The 24661-nt window shown below is 70.9% G+C and carries 18 protein-coding genes and 1 pseudogene; 16 read left to right on the forward strand and 3 right to left on the reverse strand.

The window, feature by feature from the left end:
- Nucleotides 1-339: 339 nt before the first annotated feature.
- The 5 genes from O1Q96_RS18400 to O1Q96_RS18420 all read left to right on the forward strand — a co-directional run bounded on the left by O1Q96_RS18400 (nucleotide 340) and on the right by O1Q96_RS18420 (nucleotide 7085).
- Nucleotides 340-711 carry a four-helix bundle copper-binding protein gene (locus O1Q96_RS18400; protein ID WP_269249224.1) on the forward strand — a complete coding sequence of 124 codons (372 nt, stop codon included), beginning with the start codon at nucleotides 340-342 and terminating at the stop codon, nucleotides 709-711.
- Nucleotides 712-878: 167 nt separating this feature from the next.
- Nucleotides 879-2069, forward strand: a complete 1191-nt coding sequence (locus tag O1Q96_RS18405) for an acyl-CoA dehydrogenase family protein (RefSeq protein ID WP_269249225.1) — start codon at nucleotides 879-881, stop codon at nucleotides 2067-2069.
- A 69-nt stretch (nucleotides 2070-2138) separates the two neighbouring features.
- Nucleotides 2139-2936, forward strand: a complete 798-nt coding sequence (locus tag O1Q96_RS18410) for an oxygenase MpaB family protein (protein WP_269253636.1) — start codon at nucleotides 2139-2141, stop codon at nucleotides 2934-2936.
- Nucleotides 2937-2996: 60 nt separating this feature from the next.
- Complete coding sequence (locus O1Q96_RS18415; protein WP_269249226.1) at nucleotides 2997-5237, forward strand: serine/threonine-protein kinase; 2241 nt, start codon at nucleotides 2997-2999, stop codon at nucleotides 5235-5237.
- A 285-nt stretch (nucleotides 5238-5522) separates the two neighbouring features.
- On the forward strand, nucleotides 5523-7085 hold the full coding sequence (locus O1Q96_RS18420; protein ID WP_269249227.1) for a phytoene desaturase family protein: 1563 nt from the start codon (nucleotides 5523-5525) through the stop codon (nucleotides 7083-7085).
- A gap of 127 nt (nucleotides 7086-7212) precedes the next feature.
- On the opposite strand, the gene O1Q96_RS18425 is transcribed toward O1Q96_RS18420, so the two are convergent.
- Complete coding sequence (locus tag O1Q96_RS18425) at nucleotides 7213-9000, reverse strand: serine hydrolase domain-containing protein (protein WP_269249228.1); 1788 nt, start codon at nucleotides 8998-9000, stop codon at nucleotides 7213-7215.
- A gap of 181 nt (nucleotides 9001-9181) precedes the next feature.
- Between O1Q96_RS18425 and O1Q96_RS18430 the strand changes: the two genes are divergently transcribed.
- The 4 genes from O1Q96_RS18430 (at nucleotide 9182) to O1Q96_RS18445 (ending at nucleotide 15557) form a co-directional block, all read left to right on the forward strand.
- Complete coding sequence (locus tag O1Q96_RS18430; RefSeq protein WP_269249229.1) at nucleotides 9182-10291, forward strand: NAD(P)H-dependent flavin oxidoreductase; 1110 nt, start codon at nucleotides 9182-9184, stop codon at nucleotides 10289-10291.
- Nucleotides 10288-11838 (forward strand): acyl-CoA synthetase, encoded by a 1551-nt coding sequence (locus O1Q96_RS18435; protein ID WP_269249230.1) that lies wholly within the window; start codon nucleotides 10288-10290, stop codon nucleotides 11836-11838. The genes O1Q96_RS18430 and O1Q96_RS18435 overlap by 4 nt, the downstream gene beginning before the upstream one ends.
- Before the next feature lie 161 nt (nucleotides 11839-11999).
- Nucleotides 12000-13526: an acyl-CoA synthetase gene (locus O1Q96_RS18440; protein WP_269249231.1), complete on the forward strand. Its 1527-nt coding sequence runs from the start codon at nucleotides 12000-12002 to the stop codon at nucleotides 13524-13526.
- Between the two features lie 129 nt (nucleotides 13527-13655).
- Nucleotides 13656-15557, forward strand: coding sequence for an alkaline phosphatase family protein (locus tag O1Q96_RS18445; protein ID WP_419586913.1), 1902 nt, complete (start codon nucleotides 13656-13658; stop codon nucleotides 15555-15557).
- A 39-nt stretch (nucleotides 15558-15596) separates the two neighbouring features.
- Here O1Q96_RS18445 and paaK read toward each other — a convergent pair whose 3' ends face one another.
- Both paaK and O1Q96_RS18455 read right to left on the reverse strand, forming a co-directional pair.
- Nucleotides 15597-16892 carry a phenylacetate--CoA ligase PaaK gene (gene paaK, locus O1Q96_RS18450; protein WP_269249233.1) on the reverse strand — a complete coding sequence of 432 codons (1296 nt, stop codon included), beginning with the start codon at nucleotides 16890-16892 and terminating at the stop codon, nucleotides 15597-15599.
- A 242-nt stretch (nucleotides 16893-17134) separates the two neighbouring features.
- The gene (locus O1Q96_RS18455) at nucleotides 17135-18754 is read right to left on the reverse strand and encodes an acyl-CoA synthetase (protein WP_269249234.1); all 1620 of its coding nucleotides are present in this window, start codon (nucleotides 18752-18754) and stop codon (nucleotides 17135-17137) included.
- Nucleotides 18755-18941: 187 nt separating this feature from the next.
- Between O1Q96_RS18455 and O1Q96_RS18460 the strand changes: the two genes are divergently transcribed.
- The 7 genes and pseudogenes from O1Q96_RS18460 to O1Q96_RS18490 all read left to right on the forward strand — a co-directional run bounded on the left by O1Q96_RS18460 (nucleotide 18942) and on the right by O1Q96_RS18490 (nucleotide 24658).
- A complete protein-coding gene (locus tag O1Q96_RS18460; protein WP_269249235.1) occupies nucleotides 18942-19742 on the forward strand; it encodes a crotonase/enoyl-CoA hydratase family protein in 801 nt (266 codons plus the stop codon).
- Between the two features lie 103 nt (nucleotides 19743-19845).
- Nucleotides 19846-20787 (forward strand): Zn-ribbon domain-containing OB-fold protein, encoded by a 942-nt coding sequence (locus O1Q96_RS18465; RefSeq protein ID WP_269249236.1) that lies wholly within the window; start codon nucleotides 19846-19848, stop codon nucleotides 20785-20787.
- Nucleotides 20788-21852 carry a thiolase domain-containing protein gene (locus O1Q96_RS18470; protein WP_269249237.1) on the forward strand — a complete coding sequence of 355 codons (1065 nt, stop codon included), beginning with the start codon at nucleotides 20788-20790 and terminating at the stop codon, nucleotides 21850-21852. It abuts the gene before it with no gap.
- On the forward strand, nucleotides 21849-23015 hold the full coding sequence (locus tag O1Q96_RS18475) for a thiolase domain-containing protein (protein ID WP_269249238.1): 1167 nt from the start codon (nucleotides 21849-21851) through the stop codon (nucleotides 23013-23015). The genes O1Q96_RS18470 and O1Q96_RS18475 overlap by 4 nt, the downstream gene beginning before the upstream one ends.
- A gap of 83 nt (nucleotides 23016-23098) precedes the next feature.
- Nucleotides 23099-23341, forward strand: a complete 243-nt coding sequence (locus O1Q96_RS18480) for a DUF397 domain-containing protein (RefSeq protein ID WP_055617755.1) — start codon at nucleotides 23099-23101, stop codon at nucleotides 23339-23341.
- 295 nt (nucleotides 23342-23636) lie between these two features.
- Nucleotides 23637-24230: a CGNR zinc finger domain-containing protein gene (locus O1Q96_RS18485; protein WP_269249239.1), complete on the forward strand. Its 594-nt coding sequence runs from the start codon at nucleotides 23637-23639 to the stop codon at nucleotides 24228-24230.
- 15 nt (nucleotides 24231-24245) lie between these two features.
- A pseudogene (locus O1Q96_RS18490) lies at nucleotides 24246-24658 on the forward strand (ACT domain-containing protein).
- Nucleotides 24659-24661: the final 3 nt, after the last annotated feature.

The raw sequence follows: 24661 nt of genomic DNA on the forward strand, positions 1-24661 counted from the left end.
CGGACCCGTGGGCACCAGGGTCGTCCGTCCCGGGAACCGAGGTGCCTCGTCGTCCGCCCGACTGCCCTCACGTGCTGCCTACCGGCGAACGGCGTCATGGACAGGGGCGTGCGCACCACCCCAACTGGTCGATATGTCGAACATGGTTCGGTAAAGCGGTCAGAACGTAGGGCGCGGCTGTGGCCACGTCAATAACTTCGACACGCTCAGTCACTTGCGGCTCTGCTGTGCCGGGGGTGTCCTGTGTGTGTCGCGCGCCCGCCCTCGCCCCGGGCCGACCCGCGGTGAAGTCCCGTACGCCCATGGTTTGGCGGGGCGGTGTCCGGCTACCCGGACCACGTGTCAGTGACAGAGCTACAGGAACTCGTCCGTTTCCTCGAGGATCGGTTCGCCTGTGCGCAGGCCTGTACCGACTGCGCCCGGGTGTGCGCCCTGCGAGCGAGCCTCGCCGACCTCGACGGTCCCGAGGATCAACAACTGCTGCGGCGCAAGGGCATCCTGTGCGCGGAGGTCTGCGACGCGACATGCCGCGTGCTGGCCGAACAGGAGACGCAGTCCGAGGACTCGATGCGCGCGCAGGTCGAGTGGTGCCGTGCCGTCTGCCTCGAGACCGCCCACGTCTTCGACCGCAGCCCGGGATCCGAGGAGGGCGCCCGGTCCTGCCGGGACTGCGCGCGTGCCTGCTCGGAATTCCTCACCCTGCTGCGCTGATCCGCCCCGCCCGCCCTGTCGCGGCGACGCGTGTCGCCCGTACGCGACCCGGGCGCGTCATCGGCATTCCCGATTTGGCATTCCCAATTTCTGGAACACGTTCTACGGTGTGCGCCGTCAGGTCCGGGTGGCCGCCGACAGCGGGCCAGGGGAACCAGGGAGGCGCCGTGCATCTCGAATACACGCCGGAGCAGCAGCGGTTGCGCACCGAACTGCGCGCCTACTTCAACGAACTCGTCCCGGACGACGTGCACGCCCGCTACGACGACCCGGCGGCACAGAAGCGCTTCTACCGGGACACCATCCGCCGCCTCGGCTCCGACGGCTGGCTCGGGGTGGGGTGGCCGAAGGAGTTCGGCGGGCGCGGGCTGTCGCCGATGGAACAGTTCATCTTCTTCGACGAGGCCGCCCAGGCGGGCGCACCTCTGCCGCTGATGGCGCTGAACACGGTCGGACCGACGATCATGCGGTTCGGCACGGACGAGCAGAAGGCGTACTTCCTCCCGAAGATCCTCTCCGGCGAGATCGACTTCGCCATCGGCTACAGCGAGCCGGACGCGGGCACGGACCTGGCCGCCCTGAAGACGAGGGCGGTCCGGGAGGGCGACGAGGACACCGGCCACTACACGGTCGACGGGCAGAAGATCTGGACGACGAACGGCGACACCGCCGACTGGGTCTGGCTCGCCGTCCGCACCGACCCCGCCGCGCCGCCGCACAAGGGCATCACCATGCTCCTCGTGCCGACCACCGAGCCCGGCTACTCCTGCACGATCATCAACACCCTCGCCTCGCACGACACCACCGCCAGCTACTACGAGAACATCCGCGTTCCCGCCTCCCGCCGCGTCGGCGAGGAGAACAAGGGCTGGCGGCTGATCACCAACCAGCTCAACCACGAGCGCGTCACCCTCGCCGCCCACGGCACCATGGCCATCCGCGCCCTGCACGACGTCCAGCGCTGGGCCATGGAGACCAAGCTCGCGGACGGCCGCCGTGTCGTCGACCTCCCCTGGGTGCGCCGGAACCTCGCCCGCACCCACACCAGGCTCGACGCGATGAAACTCCTCAACTGGCAGATGGTGAACGCCGTCCAGGAGGGCACTCTCACCCCCCAGGACGCCTCCGCGGTCAAGGTCTACGGGTCCGAGGCCCGCCGCGACGCGTACGCCTGGCTCATGGAGATCGTCGCCGTCGCGGGTGTCCTCAAGGAGGGCTCGGCGGGCGCGGTGCTCCACGGCGAACTGGAGCGCGGCTACCGGTCGGCCGTCATCTTCACCTTCGGCGGCGGCAACAACGAGATCCAGCGGGAGATCATCTCGTGGATCGGCCTGGGGATGCCGCGAGTGCGGCGTTAGCCTGGCAGTGTGGACGTGGATCACACCGCGGACCCGGGCCTCTACGGTCCGAAGTCCGTGACCTGGCAGATGCACAGCGACCCCATGATGTGGGTCGCCGGCGTCCGCGCGCTCTACCTCCAGGCACTGCACCCGCGAGCGGTGCGCGGCGTCACGCAGAACTCCGACTTCCACAAGGACGCCTGGGGCCGCCTGATGGGTATCGCCCACTTCGTCGGCACCACGACGTACGGGACGAAAGAGGCGGCCGAGGAGGCCGGTGCGAGGGTGCGGAAGATTCACACGATGCTCACGGCGACCGACCCCGACACCGGGGAGCGCTACCGGATCGACGAACCGGAACTACTGCTGTGGGTGCACTGCGCCGAGATCGACTCCTACCTGCACGTCCTGCGCCGCTCCGGCTTCCGTCTCACGGACGCGCAGGCCGACCGGTACATCGGTGAACACCGCGTCAGCGCACGGCTGGTGGGCCTCGACCCCGCCGGAGTACCGTCCGACCAGCGGGAACTGGCCGCGTACTTCGAGAAGACGCGGCCCGAACTGGCCGCGGGAGCGGAGGCGCGGGACGTCGACGACTTCCTGCGCGGACCGCCGGTCCACCCGCTGCTGGTCCCGGCGCGCGCACTGCTGTGGCGGTGGGTGGCGCAGTCGGCATACGCCTCACTGCCGCCGTACGCCCATGAGTTGTACGGAAGATCCGTACGGTCGCCCCGTGCCGTGACCCGGCAGTTGCGTCTCACCGGCACCGTGCTGCGCTGTGTTCCCGCACGTCTGCGCTGGCAACTGCCGCCCAAACACATTGTGCGCGCCATGTCACGGCTCGGCCCCGGCTCGCGCCCCGCGCCGTACAAAGTCGGACCATAGCTCGCCATACTGGACGAGCCAGGGGAGGGCGGGTCCGGACGACGGGGGCGATCGCGGCAGATGGGGGACACCAGGCTCATCCAGGGCCGGTACCGGTTGCTCGACCTGATCGGTCGAGGCGGCATGGGGGAGGTGTGGCGCGCCCGGGACGAGTCGCTGGGCAGACAGGTCGCCGTCAAGTGCCTCAAACCGCTGGGGCATCATCACGACCACTCGTTCACCCGTGTCCTGCGGGAGAGGTTCCGCCGCGAGGCGCGGGTGGCCGCGGCCCTCCAGCACCGGGGGGTGACGGTCGTCCACGACTTCGGGGAGTCCGACGGCGTCCTGTACCTGGTGATGGAGCTGCTCGACGGGCGCAACCTGAGCCAGCTCCTGGAGGACAACAAGAACCACCCGCTGCCCGTCGCCGACATCGTGGAGGTCGCCGACCAGGTGGCCGCCGCCCTCGCCTACACCCACCAACAGGGCATCGTGCACCGCGACCTGAAGCCCGCCAACATCATGCGGCTCGACGACGGCACGGTGAAGATCTGCGACTTCGGCATCGCCCGGCTCGGCGCCGACATCGGTTTCACGTCGCGCCTGACCGGAACCGGCATCGCGATGGGCACCCCGCACTACATGTCGCCCGAGCAGATCGGCGGGGTCCAGGTCGACCAGCGCAGCGACCTCTACTCCTTCGGCTGTGTGCTGTACGAGATCGCCACCGGCGCCCCGCCGTTCGATCTCGACGACGCGTGGGCGGTTCTGGTCGGCCACCGGGACACGCTCCCCGAACCACCGCGCAGCCACCGGTCGGAACTCCCCGAGTACCTGGACGGGATCATCCTCGACCTGCTGGCGAAGGAGCCCGGGCAGCGGCCGCACGACGCCCGTGAGCTGGGTCGCCGTATCGGCGAGGGCCGCACCACGCCCGCGTACGTGCCGACCGTCGTGTCGGCCCCCCTGGGGCGCGGGACGACGGAGCGGCCCGCGCCGCGCGAGGCGCGCCTGCCGTCCTGGACCCGCGGAATGACCACCGGTCACAAGGCGACCGGGGCCGGACTGCGCACCACGCCGCCGGACGCCGCCGCGGGGCTCACCGGCGACTGGATAGCCCGCACCGACACCCGCCGGGCCCATGAGCCCGTGATCGCCGAACGGCCTGCCCCGTCACCGGACTTGCTCACCACCCTCACCGGCCGCCACAACGCGGGGCTGAGTCTGGGACGGCTGGGCCGCTGGGCGGAGGCCGGCGAGGTGCACCGCGCGGTCGCCGTCGAACGCGAACACGCCCTCGGGCCCGACCACCCCGACACACTGGCCAGCCGGTACGAGGTCGGCTTCACCCTCAGCCGCACGGGCCGCCCCGCCGACGCGCTGCGCGAATACGGGCACGTGGCGCGGACCAGGGAACACGTCCTCGGCCCCGACCACCCGGACACACTGGCCGCCCGGCAGGAAACGGCCTACGTGCTGGGCCAGTTGGGGCGCCACTTCGAGGCGCACCAGGTCTACACGGCGGTGCTGGCCAGCCGGGAACACGCCATGGGACCCGACCATCCGGACACCCTGCGCTGCCGCCACAACCTCGCCTTCAACCTGAGCAGGCTCGGGCGGCTGGAGGACTCGTACCGGATGGCGAGCGAGGTGGCTGTGGCCCGCGCCCGGGTGCTGGGCCCGAACCACCCCGACACGCTCGTCACCCGCTACGAAGTGGCGTACGCGCTTGGCCAGTTGGGTCGGTGGCCTGAGGCGCTGCAGACCTACCAGGAGGTCGCCGGGGCCAGGGCGCAGGCGCTCGGCCCCGACCATCCGGACACGCTCGCCGCCCGCTACGAGGTCGGCATCAGTCTCGGCAGGCTCGGACGCAGCGCCCAGGCCCTGGAGCTGTACCGGGGCCTGATCGACGACCGCATCCGCGTCCACGGCCCCGGCCACCCCGAGACCCTGCGCGCCCGGCACGGGCTCGGGGTCAACCTGGGCCGGCTCGGCCGCTGGGAGGAGGCCCTCGCCGAGTCCCGCGACGTGTGCGCCGTCCGGGAGCGTGTCCTCGGGCCCGACCACCCGGACACCCTGGTGAGCCGCCGTGAGGTCGCCGTCGGTCTCGGCTGGCTCGGGCGCTGGACCGACGCCCTCACCGAGTACCGGCAGGTGGCCGACGCGCGGGAACGTGTCCTCGGCGCCGACCATCCGGACGCGCTGGCCAGCCGCAACGACGAGGCCCACTGCCTGGAGCAGCTCGGTCGAGGGGCGGAGGCGGTCGAGTTGTACCGGAGGGTGGCGGCTTTGCGGCAGCAGCGGGCGTCCGGGGCACGGTGACGCCGGGCCGTCCTGCCTCTGCCCCTGGGGCAGAGGGCTGGGGGGCTGGGCTGTGCCGCCCGCTCGCGTCCGGCACAGCCACGGCCGCGGGCATTTCTCGGCTGCGGGTCGTGTGGGGCTGGGCGCGCAGTTCTCCGCGCCTCCTGCGGGGTGCGGCCCGGGGCGCCTCCGGACGGTTGGCCGGGGGTGGGGTCCGCGCCGGGCGGGCTTCTGGCGCCCGGTCGGGTGCCCGCCGGGTGCCGCGTATGCCTGGCCGACCTAGATCATCGCGTGTTACCAAGAAGCATGGCTGCACACGAGGGACACCGGGAACACGACGTCGTCATCGTCGGCGGGGGCCACAACGGTCTGGTCGCCGCCGCCTACCTGGCCCGCGCGGGGAAGTCCGTCCTCGTCCTGGAGCGATTGGGGAACACCGGCGGCGCCGCCGTCTCGACCCGGCCGTTCGCCGGGGTCGACGCGCGGCTGTCGCGCTACTCCTACCTGGTCAGCCTGCTGCCCCGGAAGATCGTCCGGGACCTGGGTCTGGACTTCCGGGTGCGCGGCCGGACCGTGTCCTCCTACACGCCCACCGAACGCGACGGGCGGCCCGCCGGACTGCTCATCGGCGGCGGTGAGCGCCGCACCAGGGAAGCCTTCGCCCGGCTCACCGGCTCGGGCCGCGAGTACCAGGCCTGGCAGCGCTTCTACGGCATGACCGGCCGCGTCGCGAAGCAGGTGTTTCCCACCCTGACCGAACCGCTCCCCACGCGCGACGAACTGCGCCGCCGTATCGACGACGAGGAGGCCTGGCGCATCCTCTTCGAGGAACCGCTGGGGGTGGCCGTCGAGAACACCTTCGCCGACGACCTCGTACGGGGGGTCGTCCTCACCGACGCGCTCATCGGCACCTTCGCCGACGCCCACGATCCCTCCCTGCGGCAGAACCGCTGCTTCCTCTATCACGTGATCGGCGGCGGCACCGGAGCCTGGGACGTGCCGGTCGGTGGCATGGGGGCGCTCACCGACGCACTGGCCGGCGCGGCGCGAGGCGCCGGCGCGGTCCTCGCGACCGGCCACGAGGCGCTCCGGGTCGAGACCGACGGACGCTCCGCCGAGGTCACCTACCGGAGCGCGGAGGGCGAGGGGACCGTCGCGGCCCGGCACGTCCTCGTCAACGCCTCCCCGCAGGAGCTCGCGCGACTGACCGGCGACGAGCCGCCGGCCCCCGCCGAGGGCGCCCAGCTCAAGGTGAACATGCTGCTGAAGCGGCTGCCCCGGCTGCGCGACACGTCCGTCGACCCTTGCGAGGCCTTCTCCGGCACCTTCCACATCGCCGAGGGCTACGAGCAGCTCGCGACCGCGCACGCGCAGGCCGCGTCCGGTGCGCTGCCCGAGGCGCCGCCCTCGGAGATCTACTGTCACTCGCTCACCGATCCCACGATCCTGGGACCCGACCTCGTCCAGCAGGGCTGCCACACCCTCACGCTCTTCGGCCTCCACACGCCCGCCCGGCTCTTCGCGCGTGACAACGACGGCGTACGCGAGGAACTCCTCAAGTCGACCCTGGCGCAACTGGACGCGCACCTCGTCGAACCGCTCACCGACTGTCTGGCGACCGACGCGGACGGCCGCCTCTGCATCGAGGCGAAGACGCCCCTCGACCTGGAACGCGACCTCAGGCTGCCCGGCGGCAACATCTTCCACCGCGACCTGGCCTTCCCCCACATCCAGGAGGGCACCGGCCGCTGGGGCGTCGAGACCCGGCACGCCAACGTCCTGCTCTGCGGCGCGGGCGCGGTACGCGGAGGAGGGGTGAGCGGGGTACCGGGGCACAACGCGGCCATGGCACTCCTGGAAGCCTCGTAGGGCCCCGACAGGGGCGAGGGAATCCGCGCGAGCAACACCCCGGCGCCGCGAGCCGCAGGCGTGTCCACCACGGACGGCACACCGCCGAAAGCGGCTTGCGGCAGGGGACTTCGCCGCCGCCGGGTACTCAGGTCGAGGACGCCACCCAGCCCACGGCCTCGACGCGTGTGGCGTCCGCCGGCCGGGCCTCGTCGAACACGACCCGGCCGTCGTCCCGCACCCGCAGCGCGTCGACGTACACGCCCCGGCCCACGTAGAGCCGGTCCGTCGTGTACCGCCAGCGCAGGACGAACCGGCCGGCCACGGGAAGATCCGCGTCGAGCCGGTGCCAGGCCCGGCCCGACCAGCCCGTCACCGACCCGGCGGGATGCTCCTGCGGAGCCTGCCCGCGACGCACGGTGCTGAACGGCACCGCCTGCCAGGTCGTGCCACCGTCCGCCGAGGACTCCAGGAAGAGGGCGTCCGCCTGCGGTTCGACGTCCCACCACAGGGCGCACCGAAGGCGGCCTCCGGCCCCGACGTCCAGCGCGGGCAGGGTCAGCGTCGCGGACGTGCCGGCCGCCATGCCGGAGAACCAGGCCGTACGCCCTCGGGCGGGCCGGACCGGCACCGCGCGGGCCAGGTTGTTGGCGGCGGCGACTCGGGGAGCGGAGCCTGATCGCCAACTGCGCACGGGGTGCACGGAGTTGCCGAGCACGACGAGGAAGGAGTCCGTCGTCGGGTCGAGGACCAGGGACGTCCCGGTGAATCCGGTGTGACCGGCGGTGCGCGGGGTGGCCATGGCTCCCATGAACCAGTGCTGGTACAGCTCGAAGCCGAGACCGTGCTCGTCCCCGGGGAAGGCCGTGTTGAAGTCGGTGAACATCAGGTCCACCGACTCGGGTTCCAGGATGCGAGCCCTGCCGTACACGCCGCCGTTGAGCAGCGTACGGCCGAGGACCGCGAGGTCCCACGCGGTGGAGAAGACACCGGCGTGACCCGCCACGCCGCCCAGGCTGTACGCGTTCTCGTCGTGCACCTCACCCCATACGAGACCACGGTCGAGGCCGGACCAGGGTTTGCGGGCGTCCTCGGTGGCGGCGATCCGCGGCTTCCAGGAGGGCGGTGGGTTGAAGCGGGTGCGGCGCATGCCGAGCGGCGCGGTGATCCCGTCGCGGAGCAGGGCGTCCAGGGGGCGGCCGGTGATCTTCTCCAGGACGAGCTGGAGCGAGATCAGGTTGAGGTCCGAGTAGAGGTACGTGGTGCCCGGCGGGTTGAGCGGTGCCTCCTTCCAGATGAGCCGGAGCTTGTCCTCGTGGGTCGGTGCGTTGTAGAGCGGGATCCAGGCGCGGAAACCCGACGTGTGCGTGAGGAGTTGACGGACTGTGATGTCCTGTTTGCCCGCGCCGCCGAAGTCCGGGAGGTACGAGGCGACCCTGCCCTCCAGCTCCAGCGTGCCGCGCTCGATCTGCTGCACGGCGAGGATCGATGTGAACAGCTTCGACACCGAGGCGAGGTCGAAGACCGTGTCCTCGGCCATCGGGATCTGCTGCTCGGCGGGCAACTCCACGGCCGTGTCGGTCTTCTCGTCGTACGCCGAGTAGCGCACCGCCTTGCCGATCGGCTGGTGGAGGGCGACCGTGCCGCCGCGTCCCGCGAGCAGCACGGCGCCCGCGTACCAAGGGTGTTCGGGGGAGGGGCCGAGGAACGTCTCGGCTTCGTCGACCAGTTGGCGCAGAGGGGCGGGGAGCAGACCGGCGCGTTCGGCGGAGCCGCGGCGCAGGGTCGGGTGACGGCCGCGACCGCTGTTGCTCTTTGTGGCACCGGGGGCCGCCGAGGCAGCCGGCAGGGGCGCCAGGATCAGTGCGCCGCCGAGCGCCGTCAGGCCCCGGCCCAGTTGCCGACGGGACGGCCCGCCGCCCGCTCTGTCCGCCATCGAAGAGCCTCCTGTCGCGCCGCCTGAAAGTATCTTTCCGGGTTCGCCGTGCCCGATGAAACTTTTGTGTCGGGCGAGTCCGGTGTCAACGGTGCCGCTCCGACTCTTCGCGGACCGAGAAAACTGACGGTGCATCAGAAAAAGTCTTCCTTCGTCCGGAGGACTGCGGCATCCTGCGCCCATGCAGACGGAGCTGAGCAAGAAACTGGGAGTCGAGCACGCCCTCTTCGGCTTCACGCCGTTCCCCGCCGTCGCCGCTGCCATCAGCCGGGCCGGCGGACTCGGCGTGCTCGGCGCGGTCCGCTACACCGCCCCCGACGACCTCAAGCGCGACCTCGACTGGATCGAGGCACATGTCGACGGAATGCCGTACGGGCTGGACGTCGTCATGCCCGCCAAGAAGGTCGAAGGAGTCACCGAGGCCGACGTGGAGGCGATGATCCCCGAGGGGCACCGCCAGTACGTCAAGGACACCCTGGCCAAGTACGGCGTGCCTGAGCTCGCCGAGGGCGAGGTCTCCGGCTGGCGCATCACCGGCTGGATGGAGCAGGTCGCCCGCACCCAGCTGGACGTCGCCTTCGACTATCCGATCAAGCTGCTGGCCAACGCGCTCGGTTCGCCGCCCGCCGACGTCATCGAGCGCGCCCACGGGCAGGGTGTACTCGTCGCCGCGCTCGCGGGCAGCGCCCGGCACGCGCGCAAACACGCGGAGGCGGGCATCGACATCGTCGTGGCCCAGGGCTACGAGGCCGGCGGCCACACCGGTGAGATCGCCTCGATGGTGCTCACCCCCGAGGTCGTCGAAGCCGTCGCGCCGCTGCCCGTGCTCGCGGCGGGCGGCATCGGCAGCGGTCAGCAGATGGCCGCCGCGCTCACACTCGGCGCCCAGGGTGTGTGGCTCGGCTCCATATGGCTGACCACCACAGAGGCCGACATGCACTCGCGCGCACTGACCCAGAAGCTGCTGGCCGCCGGGTCCGGCGACACGGTCCGCTCGCGCGCGCTGACCGGGAAACCCGCACGGCAGCTGCGCACCGAATGGACCGACGCCTGGGACGACCCGAACGGTCCCGGGACGCTCCCCATGCCCCTGCAGGGCCTGCTCGTCGCCGAGGCCGTCTCACGGATCCAGAAGCACGAGGTGGAGCCACTGCTCGGCACGCCCGTGGGACAGATCGTCGGCCGGATGAACAGCGAACGCGGCGTCCAGGAAGTCGTCGACGACCTCACACGCGACTTCGAGAAGGCCGTGGACCGACTCGACCGCATCGCCGGAAGGAGCCACGAGTGAGTCAGCCCCCAGGCGGCTTCTGGGCCCAGGCCACCGCCGACCCCGAGCGCACCGTCCTCGTCGCGACCGACGGAGAGGAGTGGACCGCGGGCCGACTGCACGCCGAGGCGAACCGGCTGGTGCACGCACTGCGCGCCGCCGGCCTCGATCGCGGTGACGCCTTCGCCGTCGTCCTGCCCAACGGCGTCGAGTTCCTCACCGCGTACCTCGCCGCCTCGCAGGCCGGTTTCTACCTCGTGCCCGTCAACCACCATCTCGTCGGGCCCGAGATCGCCTGGATCGTCGCCGACTCCGGGGCCAAGGTGCTGATCGCGCACGAGCGGTTCGGCGCCGCCGCCCGCCACGCGGCCGACGAGGCGAAGCTCCCCGAGAACCGGCGGTACGCGGTCGGCTCCGTCGAGGGCTTCCGGCCGTACGGTGAACTCCTCGACGGCCGGCCCGGATCAGTGCCCGGAGACCGGACGCTCGGCTGGGTCATGAACTACACCTCCGGCACCACGGGCCGTCCGCGCGGCATCAGGCGCCCGCTGCCCGGCAAGCTCCCCGAGGAGACGTATCTCGGCGGATTCCTCGGCATCTTCGGCATCAAGCCGTTCGACGGCAACGTGCATCTGGTGTGTTCGCCGCTCTACCACACGGCCGTCCTCCAGTTCGCGGGCGCGTCCCTGCACATCGGGCACCAGCTGGTGCTGATGGACAAGTGGACGCCCGAGGAGATGCTCCGGCTCATCGACACCCACCGGTGCACGCACACCCACATGGTCCCGACGCAGTTCCACCGCCTGCTGGCGCTGCCGGAGCACACCAGGGCGGCGTACGACGTGTCGTCCATGCGGCATGCCATCCACGGCGCCGCCCCCTGCCCGGACCACGTGAAACGCGCCATGATCGAGTGGTGGGGCCACAGCGTCGAGGAGTACTACGCGGCCAGTGAAGGCGGTGGCGCCTTCGCCACCGCCGAGGACTGGCTGAAGAAGCCCGGCACGGTCGGCAAGGCCTGGCCGATCAGCGAACTCGCCGTCTTCGACGACGACGGGAACAGGGTGCCGCCCGGTGAACTCGGCACCGTCTACATGAAGATGAGCACCGGCGGATTCTCGTACCACAAGGACGAGGCCAAGACGAGGAAGAACCGCATCGGGGACTTCTTCACCGTCGGTGACCTGGGATATCTCGACGAGGACGGGTATCTCTTCCTCCGTGACCGGAAGATCGACATGATCATCTCGGGCGGGGTCAACATCTACCCCGCCGAGATCGAGGCCGCGCTGCTCACCCACCCCGCCGTCGCCGACGCGGCCGCCTTCGGGATACCGCACGACGACTGGGGCGAGGCAGTGAAGGCGGTCATCGAACCCGCCCCCGGCTTCGAGCCGGGCGAAGCGCTGGCCGTGGAGATCCTGGGGCACTGCGAACGGCAACTGGCCGGATACAAACGGCCCGGGAGCGTCGACTTCATCGAGGCGATGCCACGCGACCCCAACGGCAAGCTGTACAAGCGGCGCCTGCGGGACCCGTACTGGGAGGGCCGCACACGGGCCGTGTGAGGTCTGGGTGGCGAGGTGTGTGGTCCCACCCCATGTGGTCCGCCTCCACGTAGGTCCGCCCCATGTGGTTCGGATCTGCGTGGGGCGGCCTGGGGCGAGGGCCCAAGCCCGGTGCCCGTCCGGCTTGACCTGCCGCGTGGACGGGCCGAGGATCATGTGCCATGACGCCTGGACACGGCAGCACGGTGGACGGGGTGCTGCGGCGCAGCGCCCGGCGCACCCCGGCACGCGTCGCGGTCACCTACCGCGAGCGCTCCTGGACGTACGCCGAACTCGACGAGGCCGTCTCACGGGCGGCCCAGGTGCTGCGCTCCTCGGCCCTGGCCCCCGGTGACCGCGTCGGCGCCTACGGGCACAACTCGGACGCGTACCTCATCGGCTTCCTGGCCTGCGCCCGCGCCGGGCTCGTCCACGTGCCGGTCAACCAGAACCTGACGGGCGACGACCTCGCGTACATCGTCGGCCAGTCCGGCAGCGCGCTCGTCCTGGCCGACCCGGACCTCACGGACCGGCTCCCCGACGGGGTACGCGTGCTGCCGCTGCGCGACGCCGAGGACTCGCTGCTCGCGCGGCTGGACTCGACGCCCGCGTACGACGGCCCCGAGCCGCGCACCGAAGACCTGGTGCAGTTGCTCTACACCTCGGGCACGACCGCGCTGCCCAAGGGCGCGATGATGACCCACCGCGCGCTGGTGCACGAGTACCTGAGCGCGATCACCGCTCTCGACCTGAGCGCCGGTGACCTGCCCGTGCACTCACTGCCGCTCTACCACTCGGCGCAGATGCACGTCTTCCTGCTGCCGTACCTGGCGGTGGGCGCCCGGAACACCATCCTCGACGCTCCCGACGCCGACCAGCTCTTCGACCTCGTCGAGGCCGGCCGGGCGGACAGCCTCTTCGCGCCGCCCACCGTCTGGATCGGTCTGTCGAACCGCCCCGACTTCGCGACACGTGACCTCAGCGGGCTGCGCAAGGCGTACTACGGGGCCTCGATCATGCCGGTGCCCGTACTGGAACGGCTGCGGTCCCGGCTGCCGAAGCTGGCCTTCTACAACTGTTTCGGTCAGAGCGAGATCGGTCCGCTGTCCATGGTCCTCGCGCCGCACGAGCACCGGAAGAAGCGGCTGGCCTCCTGCGGACGCCCGGTGCTGTTCGTGGACGCGCGGGTGGTCGACGAGGAGGGCAAGGACGTACCGGACGGCACCTCGGGCGAGGTCGTCTACCGGTCGCCGCAGCTCTGCGAGGGCTACTGGGACAAGCCCGAGGAGACGGCCGAGGCCTTCCGGGACGGCTGGTTCCACTCCGGTGATCTCGTGGTGCGGGACGCCGAGGGATACTTCACCGTCGTCGACCGGGTGAAGGACGTCATCAACTCCGGCGGCGTACTGCTCGCCTCGCGGCAGGTCGAGGACGCTCTCTACACCCATCCCGGGGTGGCCGAGGCCGCGGTGATCGGCCTCCCGGACGAGCGGTGGATCGAGGCGGTCACCGCGGTGGTCGTTCCCCGCGGTGACGTCACGGAGGACGAACTCGTCGCCCACGTGCGCGAGGAGCTCGCGCACTTCAAGGCACCGAAGCGGGTGCTGTTCGTGGACGAGCTGCCGCGCAACGCGAGCGGGAAGATCCTCAAGCGGGAACTGCGGGACCGGTTCGGGGCGGATTCCCCCGCGAGCGGGCCCGGTGGTTGAATCCCTGGTGGCGGGATCCTCGCCGGGTTGAACTGAACCCGCCGGTGAGCCGTACCAGTAACGGCGGCCCGACCACCCGAGCCTGGTCCGCCGAGTCGCCACCGGGTTTCGCACGGAAGGACCTTCGGGTTGTCTCGCACCACGAACTCTCGCCAGTTGCCGGACCCGGATCAGGCAGCCCCGGAGGAACCCGAGACGCCGGAGGCGCAGCCACCGGCGGACAACCCGCCCGCCGAGAAGCCGGAAGCACCGGCTGAAGGTGCCGTCGCGCCGACCGGAACCGAGGGCGAGGACGCCCCCGCCGAGGACACCAAGGACGCGCCCGAGGACACCAAGGACGCGCCCGCCGACGGGAAGGCGGCGAGTGAGGAGCCGGTGGCCCGCCGGGGCTGGCGCGCCAGGCACCCCGTCGCGTCGCGGACCGTGACCTCCTCGGTCACCGTTCTCGCCGCCGCGCTCGTACTCTTCGCGCTGCTCATGCCGAACGACCCGGACCGCTTCAGGCCGGCCGTGTTCGCCCGTCTGCCGGTCGAGGCGATATTCGGCGCGGCCGTCCTCATCGTCCTGCCGAAGACACTGCGGCTGGTGACGGCGGCCCTCGCCGGTCTGGCGCTCGGCGCGCTGACCCTTCTGAACCTTCTCGACATCGGCTTCAACGAATTCCTCGGGCGCGGCTTCAACGTCGTGCTCGACTGGATACTGTTCGACGACGCCCAGTCGTACCTCGAGGACTCGATGGGCAGGGCCGGGGCGATCGGTGCCGTGATCGCGGTCGTCGTCCTCGTCCTCGCCGTGCTCGTCCTGATGATCCTTTCCGTCGTCCGGCTCGCCAACCTCCTGGCCCGGCACAGTGGCCGGGCGACGCGGGCCACTCTCGTCGCCGGCACCGTCTGGGTCGCCTGTTCGGCGCTCGGCGTGCAGTTCGCGGGGGTGCAGTTCGCGGCGCGCAGCACCGCGGGGGCCGTCCAGAACCGGGTGGACCGGGTGCAGGCGACCCTCAAGGACGAGGCGGAGTTCGCCAAGGAGGCCAGGCGGGACACCTTCGCCAGGACGCCGGGCGACCAACTGCTCACCGACCTGCGCGGCAAGGACGTCATCTTCAGCTTCATCGAGAGCTACGGCCGCAGCGCCATCGAGGACCCGGTCACGGCCCCCGGCGTGGACGCCACGCTCACCGACAAGACCGAGGCGCTGACCAAGGCCGGGTACTCGGCCAAGAGCGGCTGGCTCACGTCGGCGACGTACGGGGGCAGCAGCTGGCTCGGCCACTCCACCTTCCTGTCGGGTCTGTGGATCAGTAACCAGGCCCGCTACCGCACGGTCACCGCGGGCGATCACCTGACGCTCACCGGTGCCTTCAAGCGCACCGGCGCCTGGCGGACCGTGGGCATCATGCCGGGTGTGCAGAAGAGCTGGCCCGAGGGAAAGTTCTACGGCCTCGACAACATCTACGACTCGCGGGAACTCGGCTACCAGGGCCCGAAGTTCAGCTGGTCGACCATGCCCGACCAGTACGCCCTGAGCGCCTTCGAGCGCCTGGAGCACGGCAAGAAGCACGACAAGCCGCTGATGTCGGAGATCATCCTGACCTCCAGCCACCAGCCGTGGGCGCCCATCCCCAGGACGATCCCCTGGGACGAGGTCGGTGACGGCTCGGTCTACAAGGACATCGAGAAGGAGGGCAAGAGGGCCTCGGACGTGTTCTACGACTCCACCAAGGTCAAGGAGGAGTACGGCAGGTCCATCGAGTACTCGGTGACCAGCCTCATCGACTACGTGGTGAAGTACGGCAACAAGAACACCGTGCTGGTCTTCCTCGGCGATCACCAGCCCCTGGCCAGGGTCAGCGGCGACAAGGCCGACTGGGACGTGCCGATCTCGATCGTCGCCCGCGACAAGTCCGTACTCGACAAGATCGACGACTGGGGCTGGACGGAGGGGCTGAAGCCCGGTTCCAAGGCTCCGGTCTGGCGGATGGACTCCTTCCGGGACCGGTTCCTGACCGCGTACGGCTCGACGCCCAGGCCGTAGCGGGTGTTTTGACAGTCCTGGACGGCTCGGCGGGAAGGCCTAGCGCGGGCGCAGGTCCACGATGCGCCTGATCTTGCCCACCGACCGTTCCAGCGACTCCGGTTCGACGATCTCGACCTCCGCCGAGACACCGATGCCGTCCTTCACGGCCGCCGCGATGGCCCGTGCGGCCGTCTCGCGGAGCTCCGGCGTGGCACCGGCGCGTGCCTCGGCCCGCACGGTGAGCGAGTCGAGGCGGCCCTCGCGGGTCAGCCGGAGCTGGAAGTGCGGGGCGACGCCCGGTGTGCGCAGGACGATCTCCTCGATCTGGGTGGGGAAGAGGTTCACGCCGCGCACGATGACCAGGTCGTCGCTTCGGCCGGTGACCTTGGCCATCCGGCGAAAGACACGGGCCGTACCGGGCATCAGCCGCGTCAGGTCCCGGGTCCGGTAGCGGATCACGGGCATCGCCTCCTTGGTGAGGGAGGTGAACACCAGCTCACCCTCCTCGCCGTCCGGCAGTACCTCGCCGGTGAGCGGATCGACGACCTCCGGGTAGAAGTGGTCCTCCCAGACGTGCAGTCCGTCCTTCGTCTCCACGCACTCCTGGGCCACCCCGGGGCCGATCACCTCCGACAACCCGTATATGTCGACCGCGTCGACAGCGAACCGTTCCTCGATCTCGCGGCGCATCTCCTCGGTCCACGGTTCGGCACCGAAGATGCCCACGCGCAGCGAGGTGCGGCGCGGGTCCACGCCCTGCCGCTCGAACTCGTCGAGGATCGTCAGCATGTACGAGGGCGTCACCATGATGATGCCGGGCTGCAGGTCCTGGATCAGCTGGACCTGGCGAGCCGTCATGCCGCCGGAAGCGGGGACGACCGTACAGCCGAGGCGCTCGGCGCCGTAGTGCGCGCCGAGCCCGCCGGTGAACAGCCCGTAGCCGTACGCCACATGCGCGATGTCGCCCGGCCGGCCGCCGGCCGCGCGGATCGAACGGGCCACCATGTCGGACCACATGGACAGGTCGTTCTCGGTGTAGCCGACGACCGTGGGGCGTCCCGTGGTGCCGCTGGAGGCATGGACGCGGCGGATACGGTCGCGGGGCACGGCGAACATCCCGTACGGGTAGTTGTCGCGCAGGTCCGCCTTGGTGGTGAAGGGGAAGCGGGCCAGATCGGCGAGCGAGCGGCAGTCCTCGGGGCGGAGCCCGGCCCTGTCGAAGGAGTCGCGGTAGAACGGCACGTTCTCGTACGCGTGCCGCAAGGACGTCCTCAGCCGCCGCAGTTGCAGTGCGCGCAGACCGTCCGCGTCGAGCCTCTCGCCCGCGTCCAGCAGGTCCGTCGCATCCGCCATCGGGACCGCTCCCTCACCAGCCGTGCCCTTGCGGGCGACCGATCATTCGGTCGCCCCGTTCGGGATCAGTAAGGCAAAGGCGCGGGCAGGTCGTCAAGGGCGCGCGGGGACGTCGCGGGGGAGTTCACGTGCTGCTGTACGGCCGTTCGGCGGAGTCCGGCGGGTGTCGTGGAGCAGCCTCCCGCATGCCCCTGCCGGTGGGCGGAACGCGGGGGTGACGACCAGGAGAGGCGGGAGGGGGGCTACTGCGCGGCCTCCGCCGCCACCGAGCGCGCCCACCGGTAGTCCGCCTTGCCGCTCGGGGAGCGCTGGATGGCTTCCGCGATCACCAGTCGGCGCGGGATCTTGTAGCCCGCCAGATGCGTACGGCAGTGGGTCTGGATGTCGCCCAGTGAGGGCCGCCCCGCGCCTTCGCGCAACTGCACCACGGCAGCCACGTGGTTGCCCCAGGTCTCGTCGGGCACTCCGGCCACCAGCGCGTCGTAGACGTCCGGGTGCGACTTGAGCGCCTGCTCGACCTCCTCCGGATACACCTTCTCCCCGCCGGTGTTGATGCACTGCGAGCCGCGGCCCAGGACGGTGACGACGCCCTCCTCGTCGACGGTCGCCATGTCGCCGAGCAGCACCCACCGCTCGCCGTCCTTCTCGAAGAAGGTCTCGGCGGTCTTCCTCGGGTCGTTGTAGTAGCCCAGGGGTACGTGGCCGCGTTGGGCGACGCGGCCGGGCTCGCCGACGGCGACCGGCTCGTACGTCGCCGGATCGACCACCTGAGTACGGGAGTTGACCTGGATGCGGAATCCGCGGGCGGGGCCGGAGTCGGCCGTCGCCGTGCCGTTGAAGCCGGACTCCGAGGAACCGAAGTTGTTGAGCAGCGTCACGTTCGGCACCAGGGCCTGGAACTGTGCGCGCACCGTCTCCGACATGATCGCTCCGGACGAGGAGACGCTGAACATGGAGGAGCAGTCGGTGCCCTTCATGGGCCCGTTCAGCGCGTCGATCAGAGGCCGCAGCATCGCGTCGCCGACCAGGGACATGCTGGTGACCTTCTCCTTCTCGACGGTCCGCAGCACCTCGGCCGGCACGAACTTGCTGTGGATCACGACGCGTTGGCCGAAGTAGAAGCCGATGAAGGCGGTGAGGGTGGAGGTGCCGTGCATCAGCGGGGCGGTGGGGAAGAAGGTGATCCCGTCACCGCCGGCCGCGACCCGCTCGGCGAGCTCCTCCGGCGTCTTCACGGGCTCTCCGGTCGGGGCGCCGCCGCCCAGCCCCGAGAAGAACAGGTCTTCCTGACGCCACATCACACCCTTCGGCATCCCGGTCGTGCCGCCGGTGTAGATGATGAACTGGTCGTCGGCGGAGCGTGGCGGGAAGTCGCGTCCGGGTGATCCGGCGGCCTCGGCGTCGGTGAAGTCCACCGACGGCAGGGAGGGCGCGTCCGGTGCGGGGACGCCCACCCGTACGAGATGCCGCAGGGTCGAGGCCCGTGGCAGAGCCGCCGTGACCCGTTCGGTGAACTCCGCGTCGAACACCAGCGCCACCAGGTCCGCGTCCCGGTAGAGGTAGACCAACTCCTCCTCGACGTAGCGGTAGTTGACGTTGACCGGCACGATCCGCGCCTTCAGGCAGCCAAGGACGGTCTGCAGGTACTCGATGCCGTTGTAGAGGTGCAGCCCGAGATGCTCGCCGGGGCGGACACCGCTGTCGATCAGGTGGTGCGCGATCCGGTTCGCCGCCGTGTCCAGCTCCGCGTACGTGAGGCGGCGCTCGGCTCCCGTACCGGGATGGTCGATGTGGACGAGGGCCTCGCGGTCGGGGACCACGTCGGCCACCGACTCGAACAGGTCGGCAAGGTTGTACTCCACCGCTCCTCCTGACCCCGGCAAGCATCGACGAATGGACGTGCGTCATCGCTTCGCCGGTCATCAGAGCAAAGCCCGCCACAACTGTGAAGGGTCCGCGCAGAAGAAATCTGACTGCCTGTCAGAAAACCCTTGAACTGGTCCCTCCACTCCTGCAACCTGTTCTCGTTCCTGAGACGGGAGGACGGCAATGGGTGGGACGGAACACCTCACCGTGCAGCGCGAAGGCGCCACACTGGTGCTCACGCTCAACAGGCCCGAGGCCAAGAACGCGCTCTCGCTCGCGATGCTGGTCGGCCTGTACGACGGCTGGGTCGAGGCCGACGCGGACGACTCCGTCCGCTCGATCGTCCTGACCGGCGCGGGCGGCGCCTTCTGCGCGGGCATGGACCTCAAGGCCCTCGCGGGCAAGGGGATGGAGGGGCAGCAGTACCGGGACCGCCTCAAGGCCGACCCCGATCTGCACTGGAAGGCGATGCTGCGCCATCACCGGCCGCGCAAACCCGTGATCGCCGCGGTCGAGGGCCACTGCGTGGCGGGTGGTACCGAGATCCTTCAGGGGACCGACATCCGGGTCGCCGGGGAGTCGGCCACCTTCGGGCTCTTCGAGGTCAAGCGCGGTCTGTTCCCGATCGGAGGCTCCACGGTCCGACTCCAGCGCCAGATACCGCGGACGCACGCGCTGGAGATGCTGCTCACCGGCCGCGCGTACTCGGCCCGTGAGGCCGCAGCCGTCGGGCTGATCGGCCATGTGGTCCCCGACGGGACGGCCCTGGAGAAGGCCCTCGCCGTCGCCGGGCAGATCAACGCCTGCGGACCGCTGGCGGTCGAGGCCGTCAAGGCGTCGGTGTACGAGACCGCCGAGATGGCCGAGGCCGACGGGCTCGCGGCCGAGCTGAAGCGGGGGTGGCCGATCTTCGACACGGCCGACGCGAAGGAGGGGGCGCGGGCCTTCGCCGAGCACCGTCCGCCGGTCTTCCGGCGGGAGTGAGCCCGCTGCGGCCGGCACGCGGCCATGGCGCCGTCGTGGCCGGTCGCACAGTTCGCCGCGCCCCTGACGGGGCGCGGCCCCACCGTCCCGCAAGGAGAATCCCGTGCCCGAAGTCCTCAAAGCTCCCCTGGTCGTCGAGTTCCCCTTCACCCGCTCCCTCGGCCCCGTTCAGAGCGCCTTTCTCACGGGCCTGCGCGAGAGGGTCGTGCTCGGCGTACGCACCGGGAACGGGCGGGTGCTGGTGCCACCCGTCGAGTACGACCCCGAGACCTCCGAAGATCTCAGCGAGCTGGTCGAGGTCGCGCCCACCGGGACCGTCAGCACATGGGCCTGGAACCACGAACCCCGCCGGGGCCAGCCGCTGGACACCCCGTTCGCCTGGGTCCTGGTGCGACTGGACGGGGCCGACACCGCCCTCCTGCACGCTCTCGACGCCCCGGGCCCCGACGCCGTGCACACCGGGATGCGGGTCCGTGTCCGGTGGGCCGGGGAACGGTCGGGTGCCATCACCGACATCGCCTGCTTCGAACCGTATGACGGCGCCGGCGCCGAACCCACCGGCAGCGACGGCCGGTTCGAGGACATGGTGACCGGCATCGTCGCGCCCGCCCGCCTCGACTACACCTACTCGCCCGGCCGCGCCCAGTCCGGTTACCTTCACGCACTCGGCGACCGCAGGGTCGTCGGAGAGCGCTGCCCGTCGTGCCGCAAGGTGTACGTCCCGCCGAGGGGTGCGTGCCCCACATGTGGTGTGGCCACATCGGAACAGGTCGAGGTGGGTCCGCGCGGCACCGTCACCACCTACTGCATCGTCAACATCAAGGCGAAGAACCTCGACATCGAAGTGCCGTACGTCTACGCGCACATCGCGCTTGACGGCGCCGACCTCGCCCTGCACGGCCGCATCGGCGGCATCCCCTACGACCAGGTGCGCATGGGGCTGCGCGTCGAGCCGGTGTGGCCCGACGGGGGCGGTCACCCCGACCACTACCGGCCCACCGGCGAACCCGACGCGGACTACGAGACGTACAAGGAGCTGTTGTAGATGCCCGCACCGAGGCCGCTCAGGGACATCGCCGTCGTCGCCTTCGCCCAGACCGACCACCTGCGCACCAGCGACGAGCTCTCCGAGGTGGAGATGCTCATGCCGATCCTGCACCAGGTCCTGGCGCAGACCGGGCTGAGGACCAGTGACATCGGCTTCACCTGCTCCGGCTCCACGGACTACCTCGCGGGCCGGGCTTTCTCCTTCACCATGGCACTCGACGGCGTGGGAGCCTGGCCGCCGATCTCCGAGTCGCACGTGGAGATGGACGGGGCCTGGGCGCTGTACGAGGCCTGGACGAAGCTCCTCACCGGCGAGGCCGACACCGCGCTCGTGTACGCGTACGGCAAGTCGTCCCCCGGGTCCGTGCGCGACGTACTGACCCGGCAGCTCGACCCGTACTACGTCGCGCCCCTGTGGCCCGACTCCATCGCCCTGGCCGCCCTCCAGGCGCAGGCACTCATCGATTCCGGCGACACGGACGAGCCGGCGCTCGCCGCGGTCGCCGCCCGCAGCCGCGCCTCGGCCACCGGCAACTCCCATGCCCAGCTGCGCGGTTCGGTGCCGCGGGGCGACTACGCGGTACGCCCCCTGCGCACCGGGGACTGCCCGCCCATCGGCGACGGAGCGGCCGCCGTGATCCTCGCCGCGGGGGAGCGGGCACGCGAACTGTGCGAGCGCCCCGCCTGGATACGGGGCATCGACCACCGCATCGAGGCGCACGGCCTGGGCGTCCGGGACCTGACCGACTCGCCGTCGACCCGGCTGGCGGCGGAGCGGGCGGGGCTGTTCGAACGTCCCGTGGACACAGCGGAGTTGCACGCTCCGTTCACCTCGCAGGAGGTGGTCCTGCGCAAGGCCCTGCGGCTCGGCGACGCCGTCGACGTCAACCCGTCCGGGGGGCCGCTCGCCGCCAACCCCATCATGGCCGCGGGCCTCATCCGCATCGGCGAGGCGGCCGCCCGGATCCAGCGCGGTGACTCCGACCGGGCGCTCGCGCACGCCACCTCGGGGCCCTGTCTGCAACAGAACCTGGTCGCCGTACTGGAAGGAGACCCGCGATGAGCAAGGAACCCGTGGCCGTCGTCGGGATCGGCCAGACCAAGCACGTCGCGGCCCGCCGGGACGTGTCGATCGCGGGACTCGTCCGCGAGGCAGCCCAACGCGCTCTCGCCGACGCGGAGTTGACGTGGGCGGACATCGACGCCGTCGTCATCGGCAAGGCCCCCGACTTCTTCGAGGGCGTCATGATGCCCGAGCTCTACCTCGCCGACGCCCTCGGCGCGGTCGGCAAACCGATGCTGCGCGTCCACACCGCGGGCTCCGTCGGCGGCTCCACCGCGCTCGTCGCCACGAACCTGATCGCGGGCCGCGTCCACGGCACGGTGCTGACCCTCGCCTACGAGAAGCAGTCCGAGTCGAACGCCATGTGGGGCCTGTCCCTGCCGATCCCCTTCCAGCAACCCCTCCTCGCCGGCGCCGGCGGCTTCTTCGCCCCGCACGTGCGCGCCTACATGCGACGCACCGGCGCCCCCGACGGGGTCGGCTCCCTGGTCGCCTACAAGGACCGCCGCAACGCGCTCAAGAACCCCTACGCGCATCTCCACGAGCACGACATCACCCTGGAGAAGGTCCAGGCCTCGCCCATGCTCTGGGACCCGATCCGCTACTCGGAGACCTGCCCGTCCTCCGACGGCGCCTGCGCGATGATCCTCACCGACCGTGCGGGAGCGGCCCGTTCACCGCGGCCGCCCGCCTGGATGCACGGCGGTGCCATGCGCAGCGAGCCGACTCTCTTCGCGGGGAAGGACTTCGTCTCCCCGCAGGCGGGCAAGGACTGCGCGGCCGACGTGTACCGGCAGGCGGGCGTCACGGACCCGCGCCGGGACATCGACGCGGTCGAGATGTACGTCCCGTTCTCCTGGTACGAGCCCATGTGGCTGGAGAACCTCGGGTTCGCCGACGAGGGAGAGGGCTGGAAACTCACCGAGTCCGGGGTCACGGAACTGGACGGCGACCTGCCGGTGAACATGTCGGGCGGGGTGCTGTCCACCAATCCCATCGGGGCCTCCGGGATGATCCGGTTCGCCGAAGCCGCCCTCCAGGTACGGGGACAGGCCGGAGAGCACCAGGTCGACGGCGCCCGCCGGGTCCTCGGGCACGCCTACGGCGGCGGGTCCCAGTTCTTCTCGATGTGGCTGGTGGGGGCCGAGCCGCCCACCTCCTGAAGCTGTCCCCCTCACGTGGCCTGTGCGCGGCAGTGACCGAAAGCTAGGCTGGCCGCGGACGACGAACCGGGAGGAGCACGGACGTGGCCGAGAGCACCATCCAGCAGCACCCGCTCGCGGGCTGGGACAAGCCGGAGCTGGACCTCAGCAGCGCCGACTGGCATTCCAGCAGCCGTGGGCAGGGTGATGTCCAGATCGCCTTTGTCGAGGGTTTCATCGCGATGCGCAACAGTGGCCGCCCGGAAAGCCCCTCCTTGATCTTCACGCCCGCGGAGTGGGGCGCGTTCGTGTCGGGGGCGCGGGAGGGGGAGTTCGACCTCACCTGAGAAGGTCGGGTCCCCGCAGCGGGGCCACTTCCCACTTGCAAGGCCCGCTCGAAGGCCGGCCGGCCCCGTGCGGACCGTCGCGGGAAGCACACACAGGCGCCTTCGGCCCGGCCCTCACTCGCAGGGGTGGCGGCCGGGCGGCGTCCCGTGCGCGGCTGTCTCCGCTCCCGTCGGTATGACCCGGTGGGAGGCCGGATCCTCCTCTCTCCTTCTTTCCCTCTCCGTTCGACGCGGGCTCGTGCGGTACGGTCGCCGCCCGCCCGCTAATGGATGCATCGAGACATATCATTAGCTCATGACCGTCTCGATCAGTGCCGAAGCACGGCTCGCCCTGGACCTGGCCCTGACCGTCCGCCACGACGGTCGGGGAGGAGTGGCCGACGACCTCGCCACCGTGGAGGGCCTCAGCGCGTGGTTGCGCGAGCACCCGGAGACCGGCACCGACCCCTTCCACGCCGACGACGCCGACCTGGCCGCGGTACGTGACGTACGAGCCGCCGTGCGCGCCCTGTTCGCCCGTGCCGTGCGTCCCGGCGAGCCGAGCCCGGCCGACGCCGCCCGCCTCATGCCCGTACAGGACGCCGTCGAACGGCTGAACGCCCGGGCGGCCCTGGCCCCGACCGTCCCCGTACTCTCGTGGACCGAGGACGCCCACCCCGTCGTACGCCAGGAACCGGTGCGCGACGCCACCGGACCGGCACCGGCACTGGCCCGCGCAGCCATCGTCTTCCTCGCGAGCCCCGACCGGCTGCTGCTGCGGGCCTGCCACGCGCCGCGCTGTGTGCGCTACTTCCTCAAGGACCACCCGCGCCAGGAGTGGTGCAAACCCTCGTGCGGCAACCGCGCCCGTGTCGCCCGCCATCACGAACGGCACAAGAAAACGGCATAGCCTCCGACCATGAGCATGAGCGGCAAGACGAGCGCGGAACGAGACCTCGGCCGACTGCTTCGCGGCATGGAACCCGCCCTCCATCCGGGCCGCTACGTCTTCACCACCGTCCCCGGCAGCACGGCGCCCCCAGGGCTCTCGCCGGTCGTCACCGTCCTCGAGGACGAGGGGCTTACCCTCGTCGTCGAGCAGGAGGACGCCGACTCCGCACGCCTGACGTACGACTACGTGGCCGGCTGGATCACCCTGCGCATCCACTCGGCGCTGGACGCCGTAGGTCTCACGGCCGCCGTCGCCCAGGTACTCGCCGAGGCGGGCCTGAGTTGCAACGTCGTCGCGGGCACCACGACCACCTCTTCGTGCCGCACGCACGGGCCGCCGAGGCCATTGCCCTGCTGGAACAGCTGGCCGAACGGGCGGGTCAGTAACCG

The organism is Streptomyces aurantiacus (assembly GCF_027107535.1).
Classification (GTDB): Bacteria; Actinomycetota; Actinomycetes; order Streptomycetales; family Streptomycetaceae; genus Streptomyces.